This is a genomic window from Caproiciproducens sp. NJN-50, from assembly GCF_004103755.1.
Lineage (GTDB): Bacteria > Bacillota > Clostridia > Oscillospirales > Acutalibacteraceae > Caproicibacter.
In genome coordinates this window covers 3232270-3251321 of the sequence record NZ_CP035283.1, presented here as the reverse complement: position 1 = coordinate 3251321, position 19052 = coordinate 3232270, and the positions used below count along the sequence as shown (strand labels likewise).

19 protein-coding genes are annotated in these 19052 nt (G+C 55.2%); 13 read left to right on the top strand and 6 right to left on the bottom strand.

The window, feature by feature from the left end:
• Positions 1-46: 46 nt before the first annotated feature.
• The 3 genes from EQM14_RS15855 to tnpA all read left to right on the top strand — a co-directional run bounded on the left by EQM14_RS15855 (position 47) and on the right by tnpA (position 3265).
• Positions 47-1729 (top strand): phospho-sugar mutase, encoded by a 1683-nt coding sequence (locus EQM14_RS15855; protein WP_128744128.1) that lies wholly within the window; start codon positions 47-49, stop codon positions 1727-1729.
• A 323-nt stretch (positions 1730-2052) separates the two neighbouring features.
• A complete protein-coding gene (locus EQM14_RS15850; RefSeq protein ID WP_128744127.1) occupies positions 2053-2580 on the top strand; it encodes a hypothetical protein in 528 nt (175 codons plus the stop codon).
• Positions 2581-2794: 214 nt separating this feature from the next.
• Positions 2795-3265: an IS200/IS605 family transposase gene (tnpA, locus tag EQM14_RS15845; RefSeq protein WP_128742696.1), complete on the top strand. Its 471-nt coding sequence runs from the start codon at positions 2795-2797 to the stop codon at positions 3263-3265.
• 81 nt (positions 3266-3346) lie between these two features.
• Here tnpA and EQM14_RS16910 read toward each other — a convergent pair whose 3' ends face one another.
• Positions 3347-3547, bottom strand: coding sequence for a helix-turn-helix domain-containing protein (locus EQM14_RS16910; RefSeq protein WP_326974910.1), 201 nt, complete (start codon positions 3545-3547; stop codon positions 3347-3349).
• A gap of 215 nt (positions 3548-3762) precedes the next feature.
• Between EQM14_RS16910 and EQM14_RS16480 the strand changes: the two genes are divergently transcribed.
• Positions 3763-3924: a hypothetical protein gene (locus EQM14_RS16480; RefSeq protein ID WP_164919117.1), complete on the top strand. Its 162-nt coding sequence runs from the start codon at positions 3763-3765 to the stop codon at positions 3922-3924.
• Positions 3925-3969: 45 nt separating this feature from the next.
• Here EQM14_RS16480 and asnB read toward each other — a convergent pair whose 3' ends face one another.
• Positions 3970-5835 carry an asparagine synthase (glutamine-hydrolyzing) gene (gene asnB / locus EQM14_RS15835; RefSeq protein WP_128744126.1) on the bottom strand — a complete coding sequence of 622 codons (1866 nt, stop codon included), beginning with the start codon at positions 5833-5835 and terminating at the stop codon, positions 3970-3972.
• A gap of 24 nt (positions 5836-5859) precedes the next feature.
• Positions 5860-6516, bottom strand: a complete 657-nt coding sequence (locus EQM14_RS15830) for a CpXC domain-containing protein (RefSeq protein ID WP_128744125.1) — start codon at positions 6514-6516, stop codon at positions 5860-5862.
• 153 nt (positions 6517-6669) lie between these two features.
• On the opposite strand from EQM14_RS15830, the gene EQM14_RS15825 reads away from it, so the two are divergent.
• The 3 genes from EQM14_RS15825 (at position 6670) to EQM14_RS16905 (ending at position 7386) form a co-directional block, all read left to right on the top strand.
• Entirely contained in the window at positions 6670-7101 is a 432-nt protein-coding gene (locus EQM14_RS15825) for a hypothetical protein (RefSeq protein WP_128744124.1), read from the top strand.
• Positions 7102-7182, top strand: coding sequence for a hypothetical protein (locus tag EQM14_RS17055; RefSeq protein ID WP_442861497.1), 81 nt, complete (start codon positions 7102-7104; stop codon positions 7180-7182).
• A 108-nt stretch (positions 7183-7290) separates the two neighbouring features.
• On the top strand, positions 7291-7386 hold the full coding sequence (locus EQM14_RS16905; RefSeq protein ID WP_330545982.1) for an aminomethyltransferase beta-barrel domain-containing protein: 96 nt from the start codon (positions 7291-7293) through the stop codon (positions 7384-7386).
• Between the two features lie 65 nt (positions 7387-7451).
• Here EQM14_RS16905 and EQM14_RS15815 read toward each other — a convergent pair whose 3' ends face one another.
• The 3 genes from EQM14_RS15815 to galE all read right to left on the bottom strand — a co-directional run bounded on the left by EQM14_RS15815 (position 7452) and on the right by galE (position 9451).
• Positions 7452-7754: a DUF2087 domain-containing protein gene (locus EQM14_RS15815; RefSeq protein ID WP_128744123.1), complete on the bottom strand. Its 303-nt coding sequence runs from the start codon at positions 7752-7754 to the stop codon at positions 7452-7454.
• A gap of 87 nt (positions 7755-7841) precedes the next feature.
• On the bottom strand, positions 7842-8324 hold the full coding sequence (locus EQM14_RS15810) for a hypothetical protein (RefSeq protein ID WP_128744122.1): 483 nt from the start codon (positions 8322-8324) through the stop codon (positions 7842-7844).
• Positions 8325-8452: 128 nt separating this feature from the next.
• Entirely contained in the window at positions 8453-9451 is a 999-nt protein-coding gene (gene galE, locus EQM14_RS15805; RefSeq protein WP_128744121.1) for a UDP-glucose 4-epimerase GalE, read from the bottom strand.
• Positions 9452-9786: 335 nt separating this feature from the next.
• On the opposite strand from galE, the gene EQM14_RS15800 reads away from it, so the two are divergent.
• The 6 genes from EQM14_RS15800 to secA all read left to right on the top strand — a co-directional run bounded on the left by EQM14_RS15800 (position 9787) and on the right by secA (position 17917).
• Positions 9787-11295, top strand: a complete 1509-nt coding sequence (locus tag EQM14_RS15800; RefSeq protein ID WP_128744120.1) for a spore germination protein — start codon at positions 9787-9789, stop codon at positions 11293-11295.
• Positions 11292-12446, top strand: a complete 1155-nt coding sequence (locus EQM14_RS15795) for a Ger(x)C family spore germination protein (protein WP_128744119.1) — start codon at positions 11292-11294, stop codon at positions 12444-12446. Before EQM14_RS15800 ends, EQM14_RS15795 begins: the two co-directional genes overlap by 4 nt.
• 1 nt (position 12447) lies before the next feature.
• Positions 12448-12660 carry a hypothetical protein gene (locus EQM14_RS15790; protein ID WP_128744118.1) on the top strand — a complete coding sequence of 71 codons (213 nt, stop codon included), beginning with the start codon at positions 12448-12450 and terminating at the stop codon, positions 12658-12660.
• A 10-nt stretch (positions 12661-12670) separates the two neighbouring features.
• Positions 12671-13795, top strand: a complete 1125-nt coding sequence (locus EQM14_RS15785; protein WP_128744117.1) for a GerAB/ArcD/ProY family transporter — start codon at positions 12671-12673, stop codon at positions 13793-13795.
• Between the two features lie 48 nt (positions 13796-13843).
• Positions 13844-14989 carry a GerAB/ArcD/ProY family transporter gene (locus EQM14_RS15780; RefSeq protein WP_128744116.1) on the top strand — a complete coding sequence of 382 codons (1146 nt, stop codon included), beginning with the start codon at positions 13844-13846 and terminating at the stop codon, positions 14987-14989.
• Positions 14990-15166: 177 nt separating this feature from the next.
• The gene (gene secA / locus EQM14_RS15775; RefSeq protein WP_128744115.1) at positions 15167-17917 is read left to right on the top strand and encodes a preprotein translocase subunit SecA; all 2751 of its coding nucleotides are present in this window, start codon (positions 15167-15169) and stop codon (positions 17915-17917) included.
• Positions 17918-19052 lie beyond the last annotated feature (1135 nt).

The window sequence follows — 19052 nt, the reverse complement described above, 5'->3', positions numbered from 1 at the left end:
GCCCTGTAACAGAATATGCCGAATTTGTACGGAAAGGAACAAGGATATGAGCGAATATGAAAGATGGCTGGAAAACGCGCTGGATGACCCGGACCTGAAGAAGGAACTGGAAGAGATCAAAAACAGTCCGGAGGAGATCAACGACCGTTTCTACCGGGATCTTGAATTTGGGACCGGAGGGCTGCGCGGCGTAATCGGCGCCGGAACCAACCGGATGAATGTCTATACGGTGCGGAAAGCGACGCAGGGGCTGGCGAATTACCTGAAAAAGCATGCAGAGCACCCTTCCGCGGCCATTGCTTATGACAGCCGGATCAAATCGGACCTGTTTGCCCGGGAGGCGGCGGCCGTGCTCGCGGCGAACGGCGTGAAGGCCCACATCTATCCGCAACTTTCCCCGACGCCGACCCTTTCGTGGGCGGTGAGAACCCTTCGCTGCGACGCGGGCATCTGCGTGACGGCGAGTCACAATCCGGCAAAGTACAACGGATACAAGGTGTACGGCGATGACGGCTGCCAGATCACGCTGAAGATGGCGGACGACGTCCTGGCAGAAATCGAAAAGCTCGACGTGTTTCATGATATCAGACGCATGGATTACGGCAAGGCACAGGCCGAGGGACTGGTCTCCCTGATTCCGGACGACGTGACCGACCGTTTTCTCGACGAGGTGATGAAGCAGCGCGTCTTCTCCGAGCCGTGCACGGGGCTGAAGGTCGTCTACACGCCGCTCAACGGCACCGGGCGCGTCTGTGTCACGCGCATCCTTCAAATGATCGGCGTTGGGGAAGTGGCGGTCGTGCCGGAACAGGAGTTCCCGGACGGAAATTTCACCACCTGCCCGTTCCCGAACCCGGAGATCCGGGAGGCGCTGCAAAAGGGGCTGGAGCTGTGCGAAAAGGTTCAGCCGGACCTGCTGCTGGCGACCGACCCGGACTGCGACCGCTGCGGCATCGCGGTGAACCGGAACGGCGAATTCGTCCTGATGTCCGGAAACGAGGTCGGCGTCCTGCTGCTTGATTTCATCGCGCGCAGCAAAAAGGAAAAAGGAACTTTGCCGGAACGGCCGGTCGCGGTCACGACCATCGTCAGCACCGATATGGCGACGCCCGTCGCGGAGCATTACGGAATTGAACTGCGGCGCGTTCTGACCGGGTTCAAATATATCGGCGACCAGATCGCCCTGCTGGAACAGGCCGGAGAAACCGGCCGCTATCTCTTCGGATTTGAGGAGAGCTACGGTTACCTTTCCGGCGGGTATGTCCGCGACAAGGACGCGGTGGACGCGAGCATGCTGATCTGCCAGATGGCGCAGTACTACCGGGAAAAGGGAACGACGCTGTACGACGCGATGGAGGCCCTGTACCAAAAATACGGATATTATGAAAACGCGCTGATGAATTTCGGGTTTGAAGGCGAGGACGGAATGCTCCGCATGGGCGCCATCATGGATTCCCTGCGCAAAAACGCGCCCGCCGGGATCGCCGGGTTCAAAGTATCCGGATGGAGCGATTACGAAGCCTCCGTGACCAGCGGCGGCCAAAAGATCGATCTGCCGAAATCCAATGTGCTGGAATACCGGCTGGAAAACGGCGGCAAGGTGATCATCCGCCCGAGCGGGACGGAGCCGAAGATCAAAGCCTATCTTTCCGCCAGCGGAAGCTCGAAGGAGGAGTCTCTCGCGCTGATCGAAAAGCTGAAAGGCGCGGTTCCCTCCTTGATGAAATGAAAAAACAGCAAGGAAATAATTGACAGAAACGGATTTATAGAGTAAACTAAGCCTGTATATACAGAGCAATCGTAAACGTTCGAAAACGGCGCGGTGCATTTGCAGGTTCTCCAATACGGCAGGTCTGTATATCCAAAAAGGCTGTTGCAAAATGATCATTTTGCACAGCCTCTTATTTTGCGGGCGCCGCCTGTTTTTGGAAATCCAACGGTTTTTTTCGACCGGTTGACAAAAGAGAGAAAAAAAGTGATAATAATAAAGTCAGGCCCGCCGGAGCTTTTAACCCGGACGGGCTACCTTGTTAGGAAAAGGCGGATAGGAAAATGAAAAAGATTTGGATTCTCGCGGCCGCGGCCGCTTTGCTGATGACGGCGACAGCCTGCGGGGCAGGCGATGTGGGCGGCGTGTCCTCCCAGTCGTCGGCAACCTCTTCCGAGGCGGTTCCCTCCAGTTCGGCGCCCGCCGTTTCACAGGACAGCGTGGAGGATAATTTGCAGGGCCTTCAAAAATATCTGACAGGCAACGGCGCGGTTTCCGGTGAGCCGACTAAAATGCGCGCGGATGTCATCGGCGCGAAAAGCGGGGTGAGGTACCAGTTTTCCTTTAATGGAAAAAACAATGTCACGGCGGAATTTTATGAGTACGATCCGGACAGCCTCAACGACACCGCGAAACAGGTGCTGGACGGCGTTAAGTCGAACGGAAAGTTCTCTTTGATGGGGCAGCAGGTGGGCGCGGTTTTATCGGACAGCGGAAAATACCTGATGATCTATCAGGATACCGTCGCGAAGGATGAAAACAAGGCCAATACGGATAAAGTTACGAAATGGTTCAAGGGCTTTAAGAGTTAAAAGATGCGGATTGTTTCAATAAATTTTAAAATACGGGACCGTATAAAAGGAAGGGCCGCAGAACCGCGGCCCTTCCTTTTTGCTATTGCAGCTTCAGCGCAAAGAACCACCAGCTTTGCTGGTGGGATAAGAATCTTTAGATACAAGAAAATCTCCTTTTGTTAGAATAGATGCAGGTTTGCCAACCGCATTACCAACAAAAGGAGATTTTGTCATGAAAGACATACAAAGTTTATCACATTCAAAGTGGAGATGCCAGTATCATATTGTATTTGCTCCAAAATATCGCAGAAGAGAAATATATGGGCAGATAAAAGCAGATATAGGCAAGATTTTAAGGAAGCTGTGTGAGCAGAAGGGAGTGGAAATCCTCGAAGCTGAGGCGTGTCCAGACCACATTCACATGCCGGTAAGCATTCCGCCGAATCTCAGTGTGGCACAATTCATGGGCTATCTCAAAGGAAAGAACAGCCTGATGATATTCGATAGGCATGCAAATTTGAAGTATAAGTATGGAACGCGACATTTTTGGTGCCGTGGCTATTTTGTAGACACAGTGGGTCGTAACAAGAAAGCAATTGAAGAATATATCAAAAATCAATTGCAGGAAGATATTGCCTCAGATCAAATAAGTTTCAAAGAGTATATTGACCCGTTTACGGGTAGCAAGGAATCAAAGGCATAAAAGAAGGCCGCTTTAGCGGCGGCCTGTAAAAGTAATGCGGTTGGTAACCTATTTCAGTGCGTCTTGAGACGCGCGCCAGTACTATGCCCTTTCAGGGCTTGTGCATACCACGCGTTCAACGCGTGGTTTTGATTCGATTTCCTGTTCCAAAGCCTGAAAGACAGCTGCGTCGAAGAAATCCGCCAAAGAAATTTCCAGTCCGTCGCACAGTTTCTTGATCGTCACAATGTCCGGATTCTGGCTTTCCCCGTTCAAGATGCTCTTGACGGTGGACTGCGGCACGGTAGCTCAAAGCGTTCGGCGTGATGCCCTGCTGCCGGCACAGCTCAATGATCCGTTCCGCGACGGCCTGTCTGATGTTGATGATCCATTCCTCCAGTGTTATATCACGAATCCTCATCAATAGAATAAGAAATTTTTTAAATATTTGTTAGTGATATATCACTGATTGTGGCATCGTGGAGGAAATAAACGGATTTTAATAGGAGTGAATCATTGTGGCGGATTATAAGACAATGTACTTTCAGCTTGCGGCAAAAGTCGCGGACGCGGTTGAGTTCCTTATCCAAGCTCAGCAGGAAGGGGAAGCCCAGTACAGGGAGGAACAAAATTCCATTGTCCGGATTGAAAAAACCGCAGGCGATTCGAAAGAAAAATGATGGCTCTTGACAGCCATCATTTTCGACGTATCGTTCCGCTTCATGCTATTTTATGATCGGCAGGTCGCCCGGCTCGTGGGAAGCGCCGTTGAAATAGATGTCGTACCAGACAAGAAACATGAATACCGTCCAGATCTTGCGGCTGTTGTCGCATTTGCCCTGCACGTGGTTCTCCAACAGGGAGGTGAGAAAATCGGTGTTGAAAAACTGTTCCGCGGTTTCGGAGGTGAACGCCTGGCGGACGATCGCGCTGTATTTTTCCTCGCGCAGCCAGACGCGGATCGGAACGGGGAAGCCCAGCTTTTTCTTTTGGGCCGTCGCCTCCGGCAGATGCCGCATCGCCGCCTTGCGCAGCGCGTATTTGGTGTTCTGCGGATTTACTTTCAACCTGCGCGGAATGCGCGAGGCGACGGCGAAAACCTTGCGGTCCAGGAACGGGACGCGCAGCTCGAGGGAATTCGCCATGCTCATTCGGTCGGCTTTCAGGAGGATGTCCCCGACCATCCAGACGTTGATGTCCAGATACTGCATTTTCGTCACGTCGTCCTGATCCCGCACGCGGTCGTACCAGGGGCGCGTCAGCTTCTGCGGCCGGGTCGCCGGAACGCCCTCTTTCAGAAGAGCCCGCTTTTCCGCCATGGTGAAGAGGCTGTTGTTGCCGATAAAGGTTTCCTCGATGGTTTTGGAGCCGCGGATGAGAAAGTTCTTGCCCTTGAACGAAAACGGAAGTTTCCTTGCAAGGGAGGCGAGAGCCCTGCGAAGTCCCAGCGGCAGACGGCGGTAGGCCGCCATGTCGTCCGGTTCATGGTAGATATTGTAGCCGCCGAACAGCTCGTCCGAGCCTTCTCCGGAAAGCACGACCTTGACGTATTCACTCGCGATTTTCGAGACAAAATAAAGGGCGATGCAGGAGGCGTCCGCAAGCGGCTGGTCCATGTGGTACATCACCTTGCGGATGTTTCCCCAGTATTCGTCCGGTGAGATCGTCTTGTAGTGATGCTCGACGCCGATCTTTTCGGAAAGCTCTTTTGCGTAGCTGATCTCGTTGTACTTTTCGTCCTCGCCGAACCCGACCGTAAAGGTCTTCTGCCCGGTGAAATAAGTGGCGACATAGCTGGAATCTACGCCGCTGGATAAAAAGCAGCCGACTTCCACGTCGCTGATGCGGTGCGCCGCGACGGAGTCCTCGAAGACCTGGTCGATCTCGTCGACGGCTTCTTCCTCCGTCATCGTTTCGTCCGGTTCAAACTTCGGCTCCCAGTAGCGCTTGATCTCCACCTCGCCGTTCCGGTACCACAGGTAGTGGGCCGGCATCAGGCAGGAAACGCCCTCAAAGAAGGTTTCCGGAGGGACCGGGTACTCGAAGGAAATATAGTTGTTCAGCGCATTCAGATTCAGCTTCTTTTCAAAGCCGGGGAACTCCAGAATGCTTTTGATTTCGGAGCCGTAGACGAAGCTGCCGCCCACCTGCGTATAGTGCATCGGTTTGATTCCGAAAAAATCGCGCGCCAGGAACAGGCTTTTGTCCGTTTTGTTCCAGACGGCGAACGCGAACATGCCGCGCAGCTTGCCCAGCAGGTCCTCCTGCCATTCTTCGAATCCGTGGACCAGCACCTCGGTGTCGGTGTTGGTCGCGAAACGGTGTCCCTTTGCCGCGAGAATTTCCCGCAGCTGCTGATAATTGTAGATCTCGCCGTTAAACATCACAACCAGCGTGCCGTCCTCGTTGTAAATCGGCTGGTCGCCCTGTTTCAAATCGATGATGCTCAGCCGCCGGAACCCCATCGCGATATCGGAGTCGGTATAAACTCCGCGGGAGTCCGGCCCCCGGTGTGTGATGACATCCGTCATATTCTTAATGACCGCGTCGCGGTCGATTACTTCACCTGTAAATCCGCACAGTCCGCACATAGTTTCCTCTTTTGCCCCATTCTGTCAGCAGCTTTCACTTTCGCGGTAGCCGTCCAGTATCTTCTGCGCCGTCATGCTGTCCACCGGGAAGAAGCCGTCCATCCGGTCGGGACCGGCGCTTTCCACGATTTCCAGCGACTTGCGGTACGCTTCCATCCGCGTGTGCCTGCGCACGGGCTCGGCCTCGCCCTCCAGCAGAAAAGAAAAACCGATCTCATTTCCGCGTTCGTCGGCATAGCAGAAATAGCCCGCCGCCGTCTTCTTTCCGTGCTTTTGGTTCAGAACGCCGGAGAGGGCGAATTTGACCAGTTCCACCGCCCTGTCGTCCAGCCCGGCTTCAAAGATCAGGACCTTTTCCTTCAGGGTTTCCGGCGTGGTGACCAGGCGTTTGGCGACGCCGGTCAGCTGGGGAAACTCCGTTTTAAGATCGATTTCGCCGCAGCCGCCGCCGTTCGGCGAAAGGTACACCATGAAGTTCCGGTCCGGGTCATGATACAGAAATGGATATAAAAACCGGGCTGCGTAACCGCATTCTGGGCAGCGCCAGTCAAACATGGTTTCATTCAGCACACGCGCCTTCAGCTCCGGATTCCGGGCGGCATCGACCCCCGGCCACAGCTCTGTTTTCACGGCCGCGCCGCACTGTGGGCAGCTGATTTCCTCAGTCATTTGCGTCGACATTCCCGCTATCTCCTTATTCTCTGCGTGTTTCCCTATTATATCACACTGACATAAAAAAAGGAATAGATGAAATAATACTGTTGCAGGAACGCTTTTTGAGGTATAATAGGAACAAATTCATGAAAACCGCGTTCGCGGCAGGAGGGATCCGAAATGGAACTTTTTAAAAATGTCGCTGGTTCCGTGACAAAGGCGGTCAATTACGTCGTGGATAAAAACCGCAGGGCCGCCATGATCAACCGGCTGAAAATTGTGATTCGCAACGAGAAAGAAATCGAGGCCCGCTCCTATATCGAGCTGGGCAGATATTATTATGAAAACATGCGCGACGCTTCCGACGAGCGCACCGAGCCTCTCTGTGCCGCCGTGGACAACGCGGACCGCAGGCTGAAGCGCGCGTTTGCCAAGCTGGACGAAATGATGGTTCCGGCCGGCGCGGATCAGGAAGAGGAAGACGGCTGTGAAGAGAGCGGCTGCGCCGAAAGCGCTTCCGATGAGGGTGAAGATTTTTTCCGCTCGTTCAGCGCCGCGGAGGAGGAACCGGACGGCACGGGCGAAGTGGCCGACGACGATCCGGTGATCTGAATGAGGGGAAAAGTCATGCTGGGAATGAGCGGCGGCGTGGACAGTTCAACCGCCGCCCTGCTTTTGCCAAAAGCGGGGTAGAGGTCGTGGGCGTCACGCTTCGTGTGCGGCCGGCCGGACCCCGAATCCCTGCGTGCTGTGCAACCCCGGCCATCAGGTTCGGCGCGGGGCTGGACCGCGCGGAGCGCCTTGGATTCGACTGTGTCGTGGCCGGGACAGGCCGCCGCCTTTTACGACGGGAACACGGTGCTGGGCGGCGGAACAATCCTGACGAAAGAGCCGTAAAGCGCGCGGACGCTGTGTCCAAACGGAAGAGGCCGGAACCCTGAAGAAGGGTTCCGGCCTCTTTGTCATTCGGCGGCTTCCCGCCAGTAGGAGGCCCCGTTGCTGGTGCGTTTTAAGTAACCGAAATCGATCAGGGACCGTCTCAGCGTCGCGTGATCCGCGTAGATGCCGGCGAGCAGTTCTTTGACCTCCTGCTCGGAATAGGTTTTTCCCGACTCGAACGCCTCCGCGACCCTTTTCAGGACGACCTGCAGCTTTTGCTGCTTGGACGGCAGCGTTTTCAGCTTGAGCGGGGCCGTGGAAGAAAAAAAGCTTCGGATGATTTTTTCTTCCTGCTTCTGTTCGGGGGTGAGAGTTGATTCGTCCATTTAAATGCTTCCTTTTTTAATGAATGGTGCCCTGTCCGCAGGATGTTTTCCGAATAGGGGACAGGACGGCGGTTAAAAAATGGAAAGCTAGTCCAGCACCATGGAAAAGTTTGCTCCGGGTTTTTCGGAGCGGAACATGCAAAACGGTTCAACGTCTCCCGCGTGATACCGGTCGCTGAGGATGGTAGCCGTCGTTTTGCCGCCATAGCGGAAGGTCAGCCTCATGGTGCGGACATGATCAAAGGCGGTGTCGGACAGCAGTTCGCCTCTTGCCGCAAGACAGGCTGATTGGTAGAACTGGGAGCGCTCCAGAAAATTCCCGGTTTCTTCAGGAATAAAAGTCAGATCGGCCGTGATGTGAAGCTCGGGACCGGTTTGTTCACAGGATACGCCGGTGACGTTCCCGGAGCCGAAGCGGCGCTCCAGTCGAGAGGAAAGGCCGGAGCCGGGTTGTCCCAGCCAGGTTCCAAGGCCCGCGCCAACGGCGAAAAAGAGGACGGCAAACAGGGAGACGGCCAGGAACAGTTTTTTCCGCCCGATAAAAGCCGATCGATTTTTCAGCGGATTCATTCGGCCACTCCTCTGCAAAGCAAGCTGGAAATATCATACGGCGGTTTCCAGCTTTTGTCAAATCCCCGGAGTTTGCCCGGAAGGAAAATAAAAGACGCAGGGAAATGCTTTCCTGCGTCTTTTCGGCGTTACGAATTTTTCCGGATGAAGTTCCAGCTGTCGCGGCACATGTCGGAAAGCGTGAATTTTGCTTCCCAGTGCAGCTCCTCTTTCGCGCGGGAGGGGTCGGCGTAGCAGGTCGCGATATCGCCCGCACGGCGCGGGTCGATCTGGTACGGAATCTTCACGCCGCTCGCTTCCTCGAAGGCGTGCACCACATCGAGGACGGAGCTGCCCTTTCCGGTGCCGAGGTTGAACGCGCGCGCGCCGGAGATCGAATTGAGCGCTTGCAGGGCTTTTGCATGGCCCGCTGCCAGGTCGCAGACATGGATGTAGTCGCGCACGCCGGTGCCGTCCGGAGTGGGGTAGTCGCTGCCGTAGACATGGAGCTTCGGCAGCTTGCCGACGGCGACCTTCATGATGTAGGGCATCAGGTTGTTCGGAATTCCGTTCGGGTTTTCTCCGATCAGCCCGCTCGGATGCGCGCCGATCGGGTTGAAATAGCGCAGCAGGGCGGATTTCATGTCCGGGTCGGCGCGACAGGCGTCGCGCGTGATCTGCTCGATCATGTATTTTGTCCAGCCGTAAGGGTTTGTCGCGGAGAGGGGCATCTCCTCCGTAAACGGAGCCTGATTGTTCATGCCGTAGACCGTGGCGGAGGAGCTAAACACGAATTTTTTGACGCCGTGCCGCCGCATCAGCCGGAACAGGTTCAGGGTGCCGGTCAGGTTGTTGCGGTAGTACTCCAGAGGCTTCGCCACCGATTCCCCGACGGCCTTGAGGCCCGCGAAGTGGATGACCGCGTCGATGTCGTTTTCCTGAAAGATCTTCTCGAAGCCTTCCTCGTCGAGCATGTCGCACTCGTAGGCGGGGAATTTTTTTCCGGTCAGCGCCTCGATTTTTCCGATCACGTCCGGGGAGGCGTTGCTGTAATTGTCCATCACGACGATGTCGAAGCCGCTTTGGAGCAGTTCGACGCAGGTGTGCGAGCCGATGTATCCGGCGCCGCCGGTAATCAGAATATTCATCTTTAAGTTTCTCCTTTTTCGGTCAGATACCGCCGTAGGCCTGTCACGGTTTCCGCGCGGCTTCTTCCGGGCCCGGCGGGCAACAGGCCGCGCCCGTTTTGTCCATCATACTCCATTGCGGAGCCCGTTTCAAGTGCGGCTTTTCCATGCGCTCCGCCGAAAGCCGTGCGCCCGCCGCAAGGGCCCTTCCCCCCTGATGGTCCCGTGCGGTCAAGATTTTTACTGACTGAAAAGCCGATTTGCGGGTGGGGCGAATATTCTAATTTTCAGCGGGAACGATATGCGAGTCGGCAAATTTTACCGGGCATACCGGCCCGGCGGAAAGGAAAATGAAAATGAGCACCTCTGACAGCTTTGCGGGGGCCAAGCTCCCGGCGGACCAGCTTGAGCAGAATATCCGCTATCTCCGCGACCTGTTTACCGGCGATGACACGCTGGTTTTCAGAGAATTGGAAAATGACAGAGGCGAACAGACGATACGGTTCTGCCTCGTTTACGCGGACGGCATGGTGAACGGCCGGCTGATCAATCAGGACGTCATTCACCCGCTGCTCGAATTTGTTTTTCAACCGGACGAGGGAGCCTCCCTCATCGACACCGTCCGGCTGCAGGCCTTGTTCTCGAACGACGTGAAAAAGACGGACGCGGTGGAGGAACTGATTCAGGCGATCGTGTACGGCGACACGGTCCTGCTTGCAGAGGGCTGCCCCCAGGCGCTGATCCTCAACACGAAGGGCTTCGTGATACGGTCCATCGCGGAGCCGGAAAGCGAGCGCGTCATCCGCGGCCCGCGGGAGGGATTCAACGAGTCGATCCTGACCAACCTTTCCATGCTGAGGCGGAAGATCAGGACGCAGGACCTGAAGTTCAAATTCATGACGTTTGGAAGGAGAACGAAAACAAAGGCTTGCATCTGCTACCTGGACAGCGTCGTGAACCGCAGCGTCCTGACGGAACTGGAACGGCGCCTGGAAAAAATCGATATCGACGGGACGCTGGACACCAATTACATTACGGAAATCATCAAGGACGCATCTTACTCGGCGGTGAAAACCGTAGGCAGCACGGAGCGCCCGGATATTGTCGCTTCCAAGCTGCTGGAGGGCCGCGTCGCGCTGTTTCTGGACGGCACGCCGGTGGTTCTGACAGTGCCGTATCTGTTTATCGAACATTTCCAGGCCGATGAGGATTACTATGTAAATTATATCTTTGCCTCCATTGACCGGATTCTGCGGGTTTTGGCTTTTATTCTTTCCGTGTGCCTGCCGGCGGATTATGTCGCGATGGTTACATTTCACCAGGAAATGCTGCCTACGCCGCTCCTGATGAGCATTTTCACCTCGCGGCAGAGCGTGCCGTTCCCCACGGCGCTGGAAGTGATTTTAATGCTGGTGGTCTTTGAGATGCTGCGCGAATCCGGCGCGCGCATGCCCGGCATTATGGGCCAGACGCTCAGCATTGTCGGTGCCCTGGTTATCGGGCAGGCGGCGGTCGACGCGAAGATCGTCAGCGCGCCCGTCGTCATTGTCGTGGCTCTGACGGGAATCTGCGGATTGATGATCTCACGGCTGAAAGGGTATGTAATCATACATCGCTTTTTCCTGCTGGCATGCGCCTGTTTTCTGGGCCTTTACGGTCTGCTGCTCGGACTTCTGGTATTGCTGACGGGACTCTTTGCCATGACCTCATTCGGCGTCCCGATCATGCCGGACGTTTATGCCAAGGGAATGCAGAACTATAAGGATGTTTATGTGAGGGCGCCTTGGTGGACGATGATCAAAAGACCAAAATTCCTGTCCGGCAACAAAGTCAGACAGTCCGGCGGAGGCGAGAAACCCCAATGAAGAAAGCGATCAGGCTGTCTTTGATCCTGCTGGAATCCGCCCTGATTCTGATCCTCTTTTCCGGATGCTGGAATTATCACGAGCTGGAGACTTACTCCGTTGTCGCCGGAATGGCGATCGACAAAGGTCAAAACGGGTATCAGTATCATGTGACCTTTGAGTGCATGAAGATGACCGGCGGGGGTCAGGGGGCCCAGATAGAACCGCTTTTAATCGAGGAGGACGGAAACACGATTTTTGAAGCGGTCCGCAGCACCCTGCGCGAATCGGATAAAAAGCTGTATTTCAATCACTGCCACATCGTTATTCTGAGCAGCGACATCGCCAAAGAAGGGCTCAAGTCCGTGACCGACTGGATCCAAAGGGACGCGGAGCCCAGGCTTACCATGGACGTGCTGGTTTCCAAGGAAAAAACGGCGGGAGAGATCCTGCGCGTCAAGCCGCAGACGGGAGAGCTCCTTTCTTACCAAATCGACAACACCCTGGCCGAAAGCGCGAGTTATTACGGCAGCTCTGCCGGTGTTCAGCTCTATCAGATGACGGATACGCTGAATGCCGAAGGAATCTCGCTGGTCCTGCCCGCCATAGAAAAGAAAAAGTCGGAGGACGAAGAGACGGTCCAGCTTGCCGGGGGCGCCGTGTTCAAGGGGGACCGGATGACCGGCTGGCTCGCCGCCGAGCCGGTGAAATACGTTGCCCTGGTCAGGGGAAACCTCAAGGGAGGCCTGATCCAGACCGGACCGACGCCGGGTTCCACGCAGTTCACCCTGGAAATCCTCGAGAGCGAGACAAAGGTGAAACCGGTTGTTTCGGGAGAGTCGGTGACGGTCAATATCGATATCAAGATGAGAACCGCTTTCGGAGAACAGGACAGCGAGAAAGACCTGCTGGCCCAGCTTGGCATCAGCAAGGTGGAAAATTACGCCGACCAGACCATTCAATATGAAACCGCCCGCGTAGTCAAGGATGTGCAGCGGAGCTTTAACAGCGACATCTTCGGCTTTGGGAACACCATTTATCAGAATCAGCCGAATGAATGGGAGAAGATCAGCTCCAAGTGGGACGACATTTTCAAAACGCTGAAAGTGAAAGTCACCGCCGAGGTCAAGATTGAAAATACAGCTCTGAATATGACAAAGGACGGGATCTGAAATGGCCTATTTTATGATCTTTTTCCCGCTCTATCTCGTTCTGGCATGGATAAGCCTGCGCGGAACATGGAAGCGGAAGGAATTCCAGTATTATTGGGTCCAGATTCCCGTTCTTGCCGCCGTGCTGGCGCTGAATATCCTGATTGCGTCCGGGGTTCAGATGGCCAGCATCTCCTCGGTCCTGACCGGGCTGTTCTCCAATTATATTAAATGAGGGTTACTCCATGAATAAGACCGATATTTCCGCAAAGCAGATGGAGGCGACCGTGGCGCTCTATCTGGTTGGCAGTTCGCTCGTCTCCGGCGGCTCTACCCGCGCGCAACAGGACACGTGGTTCTGCATGCTGGCGGCGATCATCCTGATCATCCCGCTGGCCTGGGTCCATTCCCGGATCTTGCAGCTTTACCCCGGACAGGACTACTTTCAGAATATATTCCTCGCGTTGGGCCGGCCGGCCGGTCTGGCCGTCTGCGTGCTGCTGATCATGAACGCTTTGAATATAGGCGCGATCGTCCTGCGCCTTTTTTCCGAATTTGTTCACATCATCAACATGACGGAAACGCCAGTCATCTTCATTTTGGCCAGCATCACGACGGTCCTTGTCTATATCCTGAACAGCCGCCTCTACGTGCTGGCGCGGGTCAGCAAGTTTGTGCTTCCGTATATATTTGTGTCCGTCGCGATCACGCTTCTGCTCTCCTATCGCGCCATGGATCTGAACAATCTGAAGCCGGTCCTTCACAGCAGGCCGGCGGATCTGCTGAGCGGCATCGTGACCTCTTTCACCATTCCATACAGTGAAATTGTTCTCTGCGCTCCCATGTTCGGCGTGCTGGACAGGAAGGCCAATACTTTCCACGTCTTTTTAAAGGGAATCCTTTTCGCCTTTATCATTTTGTTTACCGCATACCTGCGAAACACGCTGGTGCTCGGCTATGCCGCGAGCACCTACAATTTCCCGTCATACGAGGCAGTCAGCGTGATACAGCTGGGCGATTTTTTTACACGCATCGAGGTCCTGATCGGGATCAACCTTCTGCTGGCGGGTTTTGTCAAATCCGGCGTCCTGCTGTTTACAAGCTGCGAGGGCCTGGCCAAAGTGTTCGGATACAAAGATTACGGGCCGCTGGTGGCGCCGGTCAGCCTTCTGATCCTGACCGCTTCCGTGCTGGTCAGCAAGGATACGGTCGAGATGTACAGGTGGATAGAGGATCTTCCGATTTATTCCATGCCGTTTCAGGTGCTTCTTCCAATCCTTGTCCTGATTGTCGGGAAAATCCGCAGAAAGTTCAAAAAGCCGGCGAAACAGGGGGTGGAGCCCGCTGCCGCGGCGCCTCGGAAAACCTAAGATCCTCCCGGCCGGAGCGGAAAAGAATTGCGAAAGGAGGGCCCTGCCTTGAACAGATCGGATATTTCCGCCAGACAGATGCAGAGCACCATAGCAATGTTCCTGATCGGGAGCTCGGTGATTTCCAGCGGCACGAACAGCGCAAAGCAGGACACGTGGATCACAATCCTGATTGCGGTGGTCTTGATTATCCCGTTCGCGTGGGTCTACGCTGAAATTCTGAAGCTCTACCCCGGACAGAATTTTTTTGTCAATATCCTCCGTGCGATGGGCAGGCCCGTCGGCCTTGCCGTCTGCGCGCTTTATGCCGTTTATGCGCTCTACCTGGGCGCGCTGGTGCTCCGGACCTTTTCCGAGTTTGTCCATATTGTCAATATGACAGAGACGCCGATCATCAGCATCATGGTCTGCATTTTGGCCGCGGTGGTTTATATGCTGAGCAACCGGCTTTACGTGTTGGCCAGGGTCAGCAGATTCCTGCTGCCGTTTTTGTATTTCACCATCTTTACAACGCTGATCCTCTCTTATAAAAACATGGATGTGGGCAACCTGAAACCGATCCTTCATACCGATCCGCCCGATTTTCTGAGAGGGATCCTGTTCTCGTTTACGCTGCCGTACGGGGAGCTTGTGCTCTGCCTCCCCATGTTTGGGGCGATGAACCGCAAAGCTCCGATTTTTCCGACGATGATGAAGGGGGTCTACGAGGGTTTCCTTTTTCTGTTTCCCGCAGTGATACGGAATAGCCTGGTCCTGGGCTATTACGCGTCAATCTCTCTGTTCCCGTCCTACGAGTGCGTCAGCATCATAAAGATCGGTGAGTTCTTCACGCGCGTCGAAGTCCTGATCGGATTCAACCTTTTGCTCGCGGGCTTTTTCAAGGTCGGCATCTCTTTGTTCTCCTCCTGCGAAGGGGTCGCCAGGATGTTCGGCTTTCAGGACTACGAGCCGCTGGTTGCGCCGCTTGCCCTGCTGCTTCTGACAATGTCCATTCTGGCGCACAACAATACCGCAGAAATGCTGGCTTTTTTAAAATTAAATCCATACTGCGTGCTGCCGTTTCAGGTGTTTCTGCCGATTCTCATCCTGATTGTCGGAAAAATACGCAAAAAAATCGAGTTGAAGAAAAAACGCGGGGGAGAACCGGCAAAAACAGGAAAGGATTCCGTTTCCCCAGGGCCGCAGGATGGCTGAAATGCTGTTTGGGCCAAACAGGCGCCGGGCGAATGCCCGGTTTTTTTTGAGCTTCCCGCCCCGGAGGCGCCGGCATAAACCGCTTCCCTTTTTGCAGGCGCTATGATATAATGAACAAGAATAACAAAAATCAGCCGGGTCCGGCTTTGCGGCAGTCCTATTTTTGAGGTGAATTGGATGAAGAATGTTTTAAACGTATTTTTCGGCAACTATTCCAAACGGGAACTGAAGAGGATTCAGCCCCAGTGCAACGCGGTGCTGGATCTTGAAGAAAAATACAGGGCGATGTCCGACGAGGAGCTGAAAGCGCAGACCCCGGTGCTCAAGGAGCGCCTTTCCGCGGGGGAAACGCTGGAAGATATCCTGCCCGACGCTTTCGCTGTCTGCCGGGAAGCCGCGGACCGCGTGCTGGGAATGCGCCATTTTCCCGTGCAGATCCTCGGCGGCATCGTGCTGCACCAGGGCCGCATCGCGGAGATGAAGACCGGCGAAGGGAAAACCCTGGTGGCGACTCTGGCGGCCTACCTGAACGCCCTTTCCGGCAGCGGGGTCCACATCGTTACGGTCAACGACTACCTGGCCCGCCGCGACTCCGAGTGGATGGGGAAAATCTACCGGTTCCTCGGCCTTTCCGTCGGCCTGATCGTGCACGATCTGGACAACGAGACGCGCAAGAAGGCCTACAACGCGGACATCACCTATGGAACGAACAACGAGTTCGGATTCGACTACCTGCGCGACAACATGGTGATTTACAAACAGGAGAAAGTGCAGCGCGGGCACAGCTACGCCATCGTCGACGAGGTGGACTCCATCCTGATCGACGAGGCCCGCACGCCGCTGATCATTTCCGGGCAGGGGGACAAGTCCACCGAGATGTACAACGTGGCGGACCATTTCGCCAAGAGCCTCCGCTGCGTCAAGGTCGCGGAGCTGAACGAGAAAGAGGACAACGACGAGCTGTACCAGGACGCGGACTACATTGTGGACGAAAAGGCCAAAACCGCCACGCTGACCCAGTCCGGCGTGAAAAAGGCGGAGGAATTTTTCAAAATCGACAACCTGACCGACGCGGACAACATCTCCATCCAGCATTACGTCAATCAGGCGGTCAAGGCGCGCGGCGTGATGCAGAAGGACATCGACTATGTCGTCAAGGGCGGGGAAGTCATCATCGTCGACGAGTTCACCGGCCGGCTGATGTACGGCCGCCGCTACAACGAAGGGCTGCACCAGGCCATCGAAGCCAAGGAGGGCGTGAAGGTCGCGCACGAAAGCAAGACCCTCGCGACCATCACGTTCCAGAACTACTTCCGCATGTACAATAAGCTCTCCGGCATGACGGGCACCGCCATGACGGAGCAGGACGAGTTCAGCGAAATCTACAAGCTCGACGTGGTCGAGATTCCGACCAACAAGCCGATGGTCCGCAAGGACCTGCCGGATGTGGTCTATAAAACGGAAAAGGCGAAATTCAACGCGGTGATCGAGGACATCGTCGAGCACCACAAGACCGGGCAGCCGGTGCTGGTCGGCACGATCTCGATTGAGAAGTCGGAGGAGCTGAGCAAGCTGCTCCACAAGACCGGCATCAAGCACGAGGTACTGAACGCCAAGTTCCACGACAAGGAAGCGGAGATCGTCGCGCAGGCCGGGCGGAAGGACGTCGTGACCATCGCGACGAACATGGCCGGACGCGGAACCGATATCGTTCTCGGCGGCAACCCGGAGTATATGGCCAAGGCGGAAATGCGCAAGCAGGGCGTTACGGAGGAACTGATCAGCGAGGCGGACGCGCACTCGGAGACCGACGACCAGGAGGTCCTGGACGCGCGCGAGCAGTTCCGGCAGCTTTCCGAAAAATATAAGGAGCAGACGAAGGAAGAGGCCGAGGAAGTAAAGAATGCCGGCGGGCTGTACATCATCGGCACGGAGCGGCACGAGTCCCGCCGCATCGACAACCAGTTGCGCGGGCGTTCCGGCCGCCAGGGGGACCCCGGCATGAGCCGGTTCTACATCTCCCTGGAGGACGATTTGATGCGCCTGTTCGGCGGGGACCGCATCAACTCCCTGATGGAGCGCCTCAAGGTCGACGAGGACACGCCGATCGAAAACAAGATGCTGACGAACACGATCGAGAGCGCCCAGCGCAAGATCGAGGGCAGGAACTTCGGCATCCGCAAGAACGTCCTTCAGTTCGACGACGTCATGAACCGCCAGCGCGAGATCATCTACAGCCAGCGCGACCAGGTCCTGAACGGAGAAAACCTGAAGGAGCAGATCCTGAAGATGATCGACCAGGCGATCGAGGACCAGGTGAACACCTTCATGCCGAAGGACGCGGAGCCGGAGAACATCAACCTGAACGGCCTGCGCGACCGCTATATGGGCTGGCTGATCGGGCCGGGGGACCTCAATTACACCGACGAGGAAAAAGTGCGGCTTGAGTCGGCGGATGTGGCGCGCGACCTGAGCGAAAAAGCGCATGAAATCTATGAAAAGCGCGAGCAGCAGTTCGGCGGCAACATCATGCGCGAGCTGGAGCGCGTCGTTCTGCTCAAGAACGTGGACACCCAGTGGATGGACCACATCGACGCGATGGAGGAGCTTCAAAAGGGCATCCGCCTGCGCGCCTACGGCCAGAAGGACCCGGTGGTCGAATACCGCATCGAGGGCTTCGACATGTTCGACGCCATGATCGCCACGATCCGCGAGGATACCGCCCGCATGATGCTGACGGTGCAGATCCGCACGCAGGAGGAGCCGAAGCGCGAGCAGGTCGCGAAGCCGACCGGCACGGCCGGGGGGGATGCGGGCGACCAGTCCCACATGCCGGTCCGCAAAGGCAAAAAGCCGGGGCGCAACGATCCGTGCCCGTGCGGCAGCGGCAAGAAATACAAAAAGTGCTGCGGCAGGTTTGAAGATTAAGGCAGCGTGACGCTGCATCCTTCGGCCCGGACCATCCGGTCGGGACGGCCCGCCGTTTACAAAACAGTAAAAGGCTGGCTGAGACTGGCGGGACGGAGATTGGAAGCTCCCGACGTATATTTCAATCAATGAAGTGCCGCCGGATGCAACAATCCGACGGCGCGTATTTTCCTGCTTATTCTATTGCTTTTTATGCCATGATTCGTATATTATGAAACGAATACTTGATTTCTAATTTTGAATCAGATATAATATAAATGGAACGAGCACCGATAGGCGGTTGCTCTCAACAACTTACATCACTGACCAAATTATAGTAAGCCGTCTACTGGCATAGGCGGCTTACTTCTTTTTGACTTTGAATAATGCAACAATTCCTATAAGTACCAGAGTATACTGAAATAAATCAGTGTATGTTACATACATTCATACCTCCTCCATCCTGTACATTTTATGTACGATCACGAGGAGAACAAAAATCCGTAAAACAGCTCTCCTCTGGAATTATATCCTTCAGAGAGCAACCGCCCAACCGTCTTGTGAAGATGAATGAGAAACAAAACGTGGTGCTCGTTCGCAATAAATATTATATTCTTAGTGAAATATAAAGTCAATCATTGCTGTTGAGTTTATTGCGCTGCGCTCAGGCCGTGCACGGAGCCTGTTATGTTGCCTGTGGCAAGCGCTCCTTAACCTGTTATTTCTTCTGATTTTTTCTTTGCGCTCAGGCCGCGCGGGCCCGGACTTTCTGATATAGCAGAAAGTCGGCAAAGACTATGCAGGGGGGACTCCAAATTCCCATCGGGAGCAGCGTGACGCTGCATCAAAAGTATCGGTCTTCGAAGCGACCGAAAGAAGGTAGGCAACAGCGTTTCTTCAGCCGTGGGCGCCGTAGGTGAGTGAGGGCCGGATGGCCCCCCCTGCGCCCCGGCACCCGTCATCAGGAATAGCCGTATTCTTAAATGCCTGCTTTTCATTGACGACGGGGCTCTAAAGTTGAAGCCGCAGGGTATTTTATTGAAACAATACAACTAATTGTTAATAAAAACCGGAGCGGAGCGCCATCAGGTAAGGCGCTCCGCTCCCTGTTTTGCCGGCGGAATTCTCACTGCACGCCGGGTATGGTAGGGGTTGT